The sequence below is a fragment of the Rothia terrae genome, from assembly GCF_012396615.1.
Taxonomy (GTDB): domain Bacteria; phylum Actinomycetota; class Actinomycetes; order Actinomycetales; family Micrococcaceae; genus Rothia; species Rothia terrae.
Genome location: NZ_JAAXPV010000013.1, coordinates 66,551 through 77,259, shown reverse-complemented (window position 1 = coordinate 77,259; position 10,709 = coordinate 66,551). Strand labels below are relative to the sequence as shown.

Sequence of the window (10,709 nt, the reverse complement as noted above, 5' to 3'; positions counted from 1 at the left end):
TGGAAGCGCCGACTGAAGAGGTGTGGAGTTGACTGGTACTAATAGGTCGAAGGCTTACTTTTCAATCATTTTTTGGTGGTTGGTGTGAATAGTTGTTTGGTTGTTGTTGCGTCCACTATGCGGTTTTCGGGTAATAATCCCGCTGCCCTGTTATTTTGGGGTTTGTTAGGTTTTCCGTGGTTATAGCGAGAGGGAAACACCTGGTTCCATCCCGAACCCAGTAGTTAAGGCTCTTTGCGCTGATGGTACTGCACTTTGGAGGGTGTGGGAGAGTAGGTCACCGCGGGTTTTTTAATAATATGAATTTAGACTGTCCTATTGGGCAGTCTTTTTTCATTTAACCACACTTTCGCTAAGCCAAAAATCCTAGCGTATAGGTCCTACAACTACTGTTGTAGGACCTATTGTTTTCCTTCAACAAAGGTCTTGCTGCTATATAACACTGGCGAGTGTGCCTAAAACCGCATCCCAGTTTCAAACCAGGGCTTTCTCGCGTCCTCAAACTACGTATAAAATAGAGCCTAATTGCCTTTGCTCTACAGCAGTAGAGCCGCCCAAACATAAACTCAATAGAGGAGCACCTTTGGCTGAATACTCGCGTCGAGATTCCAAGAAGAATTTTGGATCCAACAATTCACGCAACGGATTCAAAAAACGATCAGAACGCTCTTCTTTCGGCAACCGCGACGAGAACCGCGACCGCCGTCGCAACGATCGCGACGGTTACGCCGGTAAACGTGGTGACAACAACGACCGTAAGTTCAACAAGAACGCGCGCACCTCCCACAACGAAGATAAGCGTTTCGGCGGCCGTCGCCGAGGCGGAGAAGGTAACAACGCGCGTCGTGGAACAAAACATGAAGACGGCTCATACACACCTCCTGTGAAGGTCACTGGCCCCGATATCGATACCGACGTAACAGGTAAAGAACTAGACGGCTCAACTCTCCGCCAGCTACGTGCACTTGAATCTCAAAATTCTGAAGCAGTGGCTAAACACCTGGTAATGGCTGGCCGCTACCTCGAAATCGACCCTCAGTTCGCTCTCGAACACGCAAAGTACGCCACCAAGCGCGCTGGACGCATCGCTGCAGTCCGAGAAGCAGCAGGCATCGCCGCATACGTAGCAGAAGACTTTGAGATGTCCCTGCGCGAACTGCGTACACATCGACGTATCTCGGGATCAAATGAGCACATCGCTCTACTAATCGATAATGAGCGCGCTCTAGGACGTATCGAAAAGGCTCTAGAACTAGCGGAAGAAGCTCTCAACGATGAGCTGCAACCAGCCACACGCGTAGAAGTATCTCTCGTAGTATCAGGCATCAAACATGATGCAGGAGACCTTGACGGAGCGCTCAAGGCATTAGAGATTCCAGAGCTTAACAAAAAACGCGGTTTTGAATACAGCCCCCGCCTCTTCAGCGCTTATGCAGATCTGCTCACTGAAGCTGGTCGCCGCAAAGAGGCACAGAGCTGGATGCGCTTGGCAGTGATGACTGAAGCAGCACTGGGACAGGGCGACTTCATTGAACCTGAAATCTTCGATATCTTCACCGAGCAGGAACTGCTTGAGCCCGAAGAGAAGTTCGTAGACTTGTCCGAGGAATCAGAAAAAGAGGTTGAAGCCGAACAGCCCACTGAGAATACCGAGAACCCCTCTTCAGAAGAAGGAACATCAGAAATTACTGAGGATTCCTCGGTAGACGACGACATCACTCTCGAACCTGAGGTACTGGAAGCTCTTTCTTATACGGATGAAGACGCTGCCGAAGACCGCCTCACCGTTGTAGAAAACGAAGAAGGAAAGAACTAAGCATAATGTTGCTCTTTGCACACGATGCCATTCTGTCTGACCTAGACGGCGTTGTCTACGCTGGTCCCTACGCTATCGAAGGTGCACCCGAAGCGCTCAACCGCGCACAAGAAGAAGGCACCCCGGTAGCATTCGTGACGAACAATGCTTCGCGAAGCGTAGACGCCGTGGCTCAACACCTGATCGAGCTGGGAGTCAAAACTGACGCTGATCACGTGGTGAGCTCTGCCCAAGCTGCTGCGGAGCTTCTAGCTCAGCGCCTTGAGCCGGGGGCTCGCGTCCTGATTACCGGTGCGCAGGCACTGGCCGACTGTGTAGAGGCTGCAGGTCTAACCCCCGTCTGGTCACAGGCAGAGGCCCCTGTAGCCGTCGTGCAGGGGTTCAACCCCAAGATGGTATGGGAAAACCTAGCAGAGGCTGCTTACACCCTTTCAGATGCCGACGTTCTGTGGGTGGCGTCCAACACGGACTTTACAATCCCTAAAGAGCGCGGTATCGCCCCGGGCAACGGTACGTTAGTCAACGCTGTAGCAACAGCTACTAAGCGTTCTCCTCTGGTGGCGGGTAAACCAGAATCACCTATCTTTGAGACGGCTGCAAAAGCTCTGAAAAGTTCTTCACCCGTTGTGGTGGGTGACCGACTTGACACCGACATTTTGGGCGGCAATCGCGCTCACATGGCAACGGCACTGGTCATGACGGGTGTTGAAACCTATGAGAGCGTGCTCTCTGCCGTACCTGCTGAGCGTCCGACCTACATCATCGAAACGCTAGACGAATTCTTTGAGGAGTACCCGCAGGTGTCTGTAGAAAAAACAGATAAAGGTTTTACCGCTACCTGTGCGGACGCGCGTGCTGAAGTGGACGGTAAGAGCCTGAATATTTTTGCAGAAAACGACGTCGATGGGTGGCGCGCAGCTACTGCCGCTTGGTGGGCTCAAAACCCCGATAACGAATTGCCCATTCTACCAGAAAATATTTCTCGTGACTAACCCAGAACCGCTCGAAGGCCAAGAGCTCAAAGATTTCGAGAAAGAACTTGAAGCGATCCTGGCTTTGGATCCTATCGAAAGGCTCTCCAGACTAGACCAAACGGCAGAAGACCTTCGCGAGGATCTTCGGTAAAAGAAAAGCATATAACTAAGGGCGGTCACTCTAGAGTGTGACCGCCTTTAATCTCACCGTGAAAGAAACACGCATGGAACGTATTGATAAGTACCTAGCTCTTAACGGGCTAGTGCGTTCACGCACTATTGCTGTCAAGCTGATTGAAGAAGGTAGCGTGCAAGTGAACGGTGCGATGATTACCAAACCCTCGCACAAGGTATCAGCTACTGATGATGTGCAGGTCTTACACAGCGAAATTACCCAGTACGTGAGCCGCGCCGGACATAAACTTGCGGGGGCACTGGATGCCTTTGACGAGATCGAAGTTTCAGGCAAACGCTGTTTGGACGCAGGCGCGTCAACCGGCGGGTTTACCGATGTGCTTTTGCGGCGCGGGGCGCAACGCGTCGTCGCCGTTGACGTCGGACATGACCAGCTCGTCCAAAGTATTCGCGAAGATGAACGTGTAGACGTCCACGAAGGCATGAACGTACGTTACATGCGTCCGGGGGATATCGGGGGAGAAGCCGAGCTCGTTGTTTCTGATCTCTCGTTTATCTCGCTCACCCTCGTCATGGAGGCTCTTTCTGACTCTGCGCGAGTAGGTGCTGATTTGGTTCTTATGGTTAAACCTCAGTTCGAAGTGGGTAAACACCAGATCGGCCGCGGTGGAGTAGTCACCGACCCGCAAGCACATCAGCAAGCGGTTGATAAGGTAGCGGCATCGGCAACTGGACACGGGCTGACTCTGCAAGCTGTTAAAGAATCTCCGCTGCCCGGACAAGATGGCAATGTCGAATTCTTTATGTGGTTTCGTAAGTAAAAATCCATAAAAACAACAGCGCAGTGCAATAGCCTAGTAAAGGATTAGCCCAGATCTTAACGAGAATCTTACCGGTAAGGGATGCTTTATGAGCCGTAAAATTTTGGTCTTTGCGCACACGGGGCGTGAAGACGCTCGTGACGCAGCCCGAACAGTATGCCGTCAACTGGTTGAGGCCGGACTAATACCGGTCATGGAACGAGAAGACTTAGCGATTTTGCAGTCTGGCTGGGATAACTGCGTTCCCGTAGAGGTCGTGAGTGAAACAGTAGCCCTTGTAGATATCGAGTTGGGCATAGTTCTTGGTGGTGACGGCTCTATCTTACGTGCTGCTGAGAAGATTCGACACACTGATATTCCGCTGGTTGGCGTCAACCTGGGGCACGTAGGATTCTTGGCCGAGGCTGAAGAATATGATCTCACCGAAACAGTAGAAAACATTGTCAACGAGAAATATACCGTTGAAGAGCGTATGGCGATTGACGTTCATGTGTGGGAAGGCCACCGTAAGATTCTCACTGACTGGGCGTTAAACGAAGCCAGCGTCGAAAAAGGCAACCGCGAAAAGATGCTCGAAGTTGCTATCGAAGTTGATAGGCGTCCGCTTTCTACCTTTGGATGCGACGGCGTGGTATTTGCAACCCCTACAGGGTCAACCGCATACGCTTTTTCAGGTGGCGGACCGGTTGTGTGGCCGACTGTAGATGCGATGCTTCTGGTGCCTCTGAGTGCTCATGCTTTGTTTGCTCGTCCCCTGGTCACAGCTCCAAGTTCAATGATGGCCGTAGAAATCTTGCCGCATAACCGCGTCGGCGGTGTTCTGTGGTGCGATGGCCGCCGCACCCGCGACCTCAAACCTGGCACTCGCGTAGAAATCGTGCGCTCACGTAAGCCCGTACGACTGGCACGTATGCATCCTGCGCCGTTCTCTGAGCGACTCGTTCGTAAATTTGAGCTCCCGACCACGGGGTGGCGCGGGCCAAGTAATGCCTCACCATCATCAACAAGCATCGAGGAAAACTAATGATTGAAGAAATTCATCTACGCGATCTAGGCGTTATCAACGATGCCCGCCTACCGCTTGAACCCGGTTTTTCGGTGCTAACCGGTGAAACCGGTGCCGGTAAAACCATGGTGGTGACTGCTCTTGGTATGTTGCTCGGTGCCAGAAGCGACGCGTCCTCAGTGCGCAACGGCGCCAAAAGCGCGCTCGCTGAGGCTGTGATTCGCCTGCCCAAAGACCATCGAGCCATCGCCCTTGCCGAAGATGCCGGCGGGCTCATTGAAGAATTTGAGGACGAGAACGGTGCTGAACTGCTGCTGGCACGCACTGTGAATTCAACCGGACGTTCCCGCGCGCACGTGGGTGGAGCATCCGCGCCCATCGGTACACTGTCAGAAATCGGCCACAGCCTCGTTGCTGTGCACGGACAATCTGACCAGCTCCGACTGAAATCATCATCAGAACAGCGTCATGCACTGGACTCCTACGCCGGTGACAAGCTTGCACGCGTCCTCAAAAAATACCGAAAAAACTATGACCGCTACCGTGAAGCTGCCGCGGAACTCAAAGAAGTACGTGAAAATTCACGTGCCCGCGCTTTAGAGGCTCAGACACTGCAAGGGGCGCTCGCCGAAATCGATAGCGTCAACCCTGCTGAAGGTGAAGACACGAGCTTGCAGGCAGAAAGTCAAAAGCTCGCCAACGTGGAATCACTGCGAATCGCAGCGACAACGGCCTCAGCAGCCCTGGCTGGGCACGAGTACGCAGACGGAACCGAATCTAACGTATTAGGGCTTTTAGACGTTGCGCGATCAGCAATTCTGAATGAGGCAGACGCTGATGACGACCTCAAAACTATTGCTAACCGCCTGAACGAAGCGCTCATCAACATTACTGATATCGTCGAAGAAATCAGTAGCTATACCGCATCGCTGGACAGTGAAGGCCCAGAACGTCTGGCTGAAGTGGAAGCTCGCCGCGCACAGCTCAAAGGGCTGACCCGTAAATACGGTGCAGATATTGCAGAGGTTCTAGAGTGGGCAGAAGAATCTCGGATGCGCCTAGAGCAACTCTCCGATGACCCCGCGCGTAACGAGGAACTCGAGAGTGAACTACGCGAATTGCGGGAGAATCTCACCCAACAGGCTGATGAACTCTACCAGTTACGCGTCAAAGCCGCGAAGAAACTAGCAGCGGCTGTCTCTGACGAGCTGACAGCCCTTGCCATGCCCAACGCGTCCTTGGTGGTAGAGGTTGAGCAGACCGAAAAGTTCGGAGCACACGGCAAAGACACCGTAACTTTTATGCTTGCACCGCATAAGAACGCGGTGCCGCGCCCGCTGGGGAAAGGCGCATCCGGTGGTGAGCTCTCTCGTGTAATGCTGGCTCTTGAGGTCGTGCTGGCTGAAGTCGACCCCGTTCCCACCTTTATCTTTGACGAAGTGGACTCAGGCGTAGGCGGTAAAGCAGCTATTGAGATCGGGCGTCGTCTTGCAATGCTTGCGCAGCACGTGCAGGTGCTCGTAGTAACTCACCTGCCCCAGGTGGCGGCGTTCGCTGACCACCATGTTCTTGTACTAAAGAATGATGACGCCTCTCAATCCAAGGTTGAGGTGTTATCTACTGAACAGCGAGTTGTTGAGCTTGCTCGTATGCTTTCTGGCCATGATCAGTCCGCTTCTGCCCAGGAGCACGCGCGCGAGCTACTCAAGGATGCCGGTCAGCTGTAAAGTGCCTTAAAATAACGTGATTCCCACCGCGATACCTGCCCCTATTGCCCCAAGTAGTTGGGCGGGCACAGGGCTAAACGAACTCGCTCAAGAGATTGCTGAAGGGGAACGATCTTCCCTCAGCCTGGTGCAGGAGTGCCTGCAACGAATAAAAGATTTCGATGTATCGCGCAGGTTTAACGCAATTATTGATATCAATAAGGACGCGTTGGCGCAGGCAGGAGCTATCGACGAGCGTCTTGCTCAGGGGAAGCAGATAGGGCCTCTTGCCGGTGTGCCGTTCATCGTGAAAGCGAACATCGGTACCTCCGAATTGCCGAATTCATCGGGCAACTTGTCCCTGGCAAAAATGCAGCCGACCTATGATTCTAACGCTGTGAGAGTCTTGAGAGAGGCCGGCGCTATTGTGCTTGCCACTGCTAACACCTCGGAGTACGCCTGACATGGTACTTTTACCCACTCCACTGTGGGCGGAACGACTGGTAATTTTTTTGATTCCTTGTTGAGTGCCTCGGGATCAAGCGGCGGTAGCGCAGTAGCTGTTGCCGCCGGATACGCCCCGTTTGCGCTGGGCACCGACACTTGCGGATCCATCACAGGACCGGCGGCACACGTATCCTTAGTAGGCTTTCGCCCAACCCACGGAAGCGTCAGTACCGATGGCGTTATTCCGCTGTCTGCTGCTCAGGACGCGGTGGGAGTTATGGCTTCAACAGCCCATGATGCTTCCACGATTGCTCGGCTACTGAACCTAGCGCTAGGCAACCAAGACATTAAAACGAGGGGGTTAACCGGAACGTTTTTGACATGGCCGTTTGAAACCGTCGGTACGCCGGGAAGTCAACACCGACAGGATAAGACAGAAGTTCGTCAACTAGTTGAACAGGCAGCTACTCTTTTATTTGAAAATATCCAGGCAAGACATCAAGAGCTGACTGAACTGATCCGTATCGACTTTGCCCATCACTTTTCAGGAAGCGACTTCACCGACATCACCCACGGTATCGATGGCTACCTACACAATACCTCTTTTCGAGCACCTGACCAGAACACGATTCCTACCTGCGTCCAAACCCTGAAAAAGAGCACTCTTAGCGACGAAACCGTGGCGAATTGGCGCTCCCACGATGCTGAATACGACGCTTCAACCATCGATGCTAATAAGCGTAAAACGGCTGATAACAAGCATCGATTCAGCGAATATCTCGCAGAAAACCAGGTAGATTTTTTGGTTTTTGCGACATCTGCTGAGACCGCCAGTAAAAACTGGGCGGGCACTGCGGCAGCCGATATCAGTGCAAACACCGGCTCACCCAGCATCCAGATACCCGTGGGCTTTACGACCGCTGGCTTACCCGTCGGTATCACTATCGTCACCCGCCCTGAATACGACACTTTAGCACTTTGGCTAGGTGAAATGATGGAGCGAGCGCTTATCTAGCCAACAGCTAAGAATGAAATAACTGTTCGGTAAGGTGTGATCCACCTTATCTGTTAGCCCCCCCAAACCGTGTTAGGCTCACTAGGTCCAAAAAGACACGAACCAACGAAGGTATCACCATGTCTGATATACGTGACCTACTCAGCAAAGACGCTATTGAGCTAGGAATTGACGAACGTACCTGGCAAGACTCGATCCGCCGCGCCGGGACGATTTTAGAGAACAGGAAGATAACCGGACCTAGCTACACCCAAGCGATGATAGATTCCGTGGACCGGCACGGCCCTTACATTGTCATTGCGCCGGGATTTGCTTTTGCTCATGCCCGCCCCGATAACTCAGTGACAGCGACCGGAATGTCCCTGGTGCGTTTGCAAGAACCGGTGAAATTCGGTCACCCGAATAACGACCCCGTCACTTTAGTAATGGCACTTGCTGCGACAAATGCCGATCAACATCAAGCTGCTCTTGCTCAGTTAGCCAAGGTACTTTCCAATACAGACAAGCGCACAGCACTTGAAAAAGCACTCACCGCAGATGAAATTCTGGCGGTTTTCGACGCTCACATTCGCTCTGAGACATCTGAGACCCGGGACGGAAAAGCCACAGCGTCCTCGGAATCTCAAGCGCTCGCATCCGGTAGCACCGCCGCAGAAACTCGTACCGGAAAGAACCTTGTTCTCACCGTATGCGGCAACGGGCTAGGAAGCAGTCTCTTTCTCAAAAACACCTTAGAGCAGGTACTGGATTACTGGGGGTGGTCGCCCTATCTCACTGTTGAAGCCACCGACACTATCTCAGCCCGCGGCAAATCCAGCGACGCAGACTTCATTCTCACCTCAGGGGAGATCGCCAAAACCCTCGGCGAAGTTGACGTGCCTGTTCGCGTCATCAACGATTTCACCTCACAGGCAGAAATTGATGCGGCACTGCGCGAACTCTACGACGTATAAACATTTTTACTTTTTGGAACTTCAATGAATCCTCTAGTTTCTATTGCAGATTTTCTGGTGAACGAGATCCTTTCCGTTCCCGCATTTCTCATCGGCATCATCACCGCCATCGGGCTGGCCGCATTGCGCAAAAATACCGGTCAGGTACTGGGTGGTGCCGTCAAAGCAACGCTGGGTTTCTTACTCATCGGCGCAGGTGCAGGGCTGGTCGTCCAATCCCTAGCACCCCTTGGACTCATGATTGAGGGAGCACTCGGTGTTCAAGGCGTCGTACCGACTAACGAAGCTATTGTCGGTATCGCCCAAGAACAGTTCGGTGCGCAGGTCTCATGGCTCATGATTTTGGGTTTTGTCGTGGCCATTATTTTGGCGCGCTTTACCAACTTGCGGTACGTATTTCTTACCGGACACCACCTGCTTTTTATGGCAACACTAATCACTATCGTCCTCGCATCAGCACACCTGCCCACCGCTTTAGTCGTTGGCCTTGGAGCAGTTTTGCTAGGCATCTTAATGGTTGCTCTACCTGCCTTAGCCCACCCCTGGACCCGCAAAATTACTGGTGATGACAGCATCGCTATTGGCCATTTTGGCACCGCAGGCTACGTGGTATCGGGAACTGTTGGACGCTGGGTGGATCCCAAAGGTAAGAGCCGTTCCACCGAAGATATCAAAGTGCCTGAGGGGCTGCGCTTTTTGCGAGATTCCATGGTGGCTACCGCACTTTCTATGGTTCTCATGTACCTAGTGGTTGCCATCATGTTCTTGGTACGCTCCGGTGCAGAGGCCGCTTTCCTATCGTTCGCTGATGCTACCGGCGCGGGAGCTGCCACGGGCATCGGCAACTACCTCATGAAAGCTGTAACTCAGGGTCTGCAGTTTGGTATTTCGGTTGCCATTATTCTCTTTGGTGTACGCACCATTTTGGGTGAGCTTGTACCTGCTTTTCAAGGCATCGCCGCAAAGGTCGTGCCCGGTGCTATTCCCGCTTTGGACGCGCCCATCGTCTTTCCTTACGCACAAAACGCAGTGCTAATCGGCTTTATCTCAAGTTTTGTGGGTGGTCTGATTGGGCTGCTATTGCTCGGCACTGTCTTTGGCCCGATCTTTGGCCTGGCGCTAATTCTGCCTGGACTTGTGCCGCACTTCTTTACCGGTGGCGCGGCAGGTGTCTACGGTAACGCAACGGGCGGTCGACGCGGTGCAATCGCTGGTGCTTTTGCCAACGGCTTGCTGGTGACCTTCTTACCGGCGCTTCTGATGAAGGTGCTTGGCTCCTTCGGCGATGCAAACACAACCTTTGGCGATGCTGACTTTGGCTGGTTCGGTATTCTGATTGGTTACTCAGCTAAAGCAGGGCTGTTTGTAGGAACTATTCTGATTGCTGGTATTGGGCTTGTTCTTCTGGCAGCTGCTATGGTCGTGCAGAAGAAATTTGTGGATGGTCGCTGGGATCCGGCGCCGCGTCGCGTCTCTGCCACCGCCACTAGCTCAGCGCCCACCGCAGCTACTCCAACACAGCAGATAAAGTTTGCCAAGCTGGCACCTCCCGCAGGTGCACCGAAACCACCTGCACCGATGAAGTAAGGGTAATCGCTCATCTAAAACGCTGTTAGAAATATGGGGGATTCGGTCAGCTTTCTGTTGCCACCGATCGCAGACAGCTAACCGAAACCACCATATTTCTGATAGAAGAACCTATTCACCCCAACCACTAAGGGCGCCGCACACCGGCGTCCTTTTGGGCAGTCGCAAGGGTGAACAGCAATACGTCTCACCCTTATTTTTGCCGGCGCCCGCCACAGACTAGAGTTAACAGAGAACAAATACTAGGGG

Annotated in this window: 8 protein-coding genes, 1 rRNA gene and 1 pseudogene; all 10 read left to right on the top strand. The window is 52.9% G+C overall.

Annotated elements, in window-relative coordinates; translation table 11 throughout:
- Positions 1–172: 172 nt before the first annotated feature.
- A 5S ribosomal RNA gene (gene rrf, locus HF984_RS08270) occupies positions 173–289 on the top strand.
- Positions 290–583: 294 nt separating this feature from the next.
- Entirely contained in the window at positions 584–1,816 is a 1,233-nt protein-coding gene (locus HF984_RS08265) for a tetratricopeptide repeat protein (protein ID WP_168615203.1), read from the top strand.
- 5 nt (positions 1,817–1,821) lie between these two features.
- The gene (locus HF984_RS08260; protein WP_168615202.1) at positions 1,822–2,808 is read left to right on the top strand and encodes an HAD-IIA family hydrolase; all 987 of its coding nucleotides are present in this window, start codon (positions 1,822–1,824) and stop codon (positions 2,806–2,808) included.
- The gene (locus HF984_RS08255; RefSeq protein WP_210729662.1) at positions 2,801–2,941 is read left to right on the top strand and encodes a GTPase; all 141 of its coding nucleotides are present in this window, start codon (positions 2,801–2,803) and stop codon (positions 2,939–2,941) included. The genes HF984_RS08260 and HF984_RS08255 overlap by 8 nt, the downstream gene beginning before the upstream one ends.
- 73 nt (positions 2,942–3,014) lie before the next feature.
- Complete coding sequence (locus HF984_RS08250; protein WP_168615201.1) at positions 3,015–3,746, top strand: TlyA family RNA methyltransferase; 732 nt, start codon at positions 3,015–3,017, stop codon at positions 3,744–3,746.
- 88 nt (positions 3,747–3,834) lie between these two features.
- Positions 3,835–4,770: an NAD kinase gene (locus HF984_RS08245; protein ID WP_168615200.1), complete on the top strand. Its 936-nt coding sequence runs from the start codon at positions 3,835–3,837 to the stop codon at positions 4,768–4,770.
- Positions 4,770–6,479 (top strand): DNA repair protein RecN, encoded by a 1,710-nt coding sequence (recN, locus tag HF984_RS08240; RefSeq protein WP_168615199.1) that lies wholly within the window; start codon positions 4,770–4,772, stop codon positions 6,477–6,479. Before HF984_RS08245 ends, recN begins: the two co-directional genes overlap by 1 nt.
- A gap of 16 nt (positions 6,480–6,495) precedes the next feature.
- Positions 6,496–7,920 (top strand): annotated as a pseudogene (locus HF984_RS08230) (amidase).
- 119 nt (positions 7,921–8,039) lie between these two features.
- The gene (locus HF984_RS08225) at positions 8,040–8,873 is read left to right on the top strand and encodes a PTS sugar transporter subunit IIAB (RefSeq protein WP_168615196.1); all 834 of its coding nucleotides are present in this window, start codon (positions 8,040–8,042) and stop codon (positions 8,871–8,873) included.
- 24 nt (positions 8,874–8,897) lie between these two features.
- Positions 8,898–10,460, top strand: a complete 1,563-nt coding sequence (gene ulaA, locus HF984_RS08220) for a PTS ascorbate transporter subunit IIC (protein WP_168615195.1) — start codon at positions 8,898–8,900, stop codon at positions 10,458–10,460.
- Positions 10,461–10,709 lie beyond the last annotated feature (249 nt).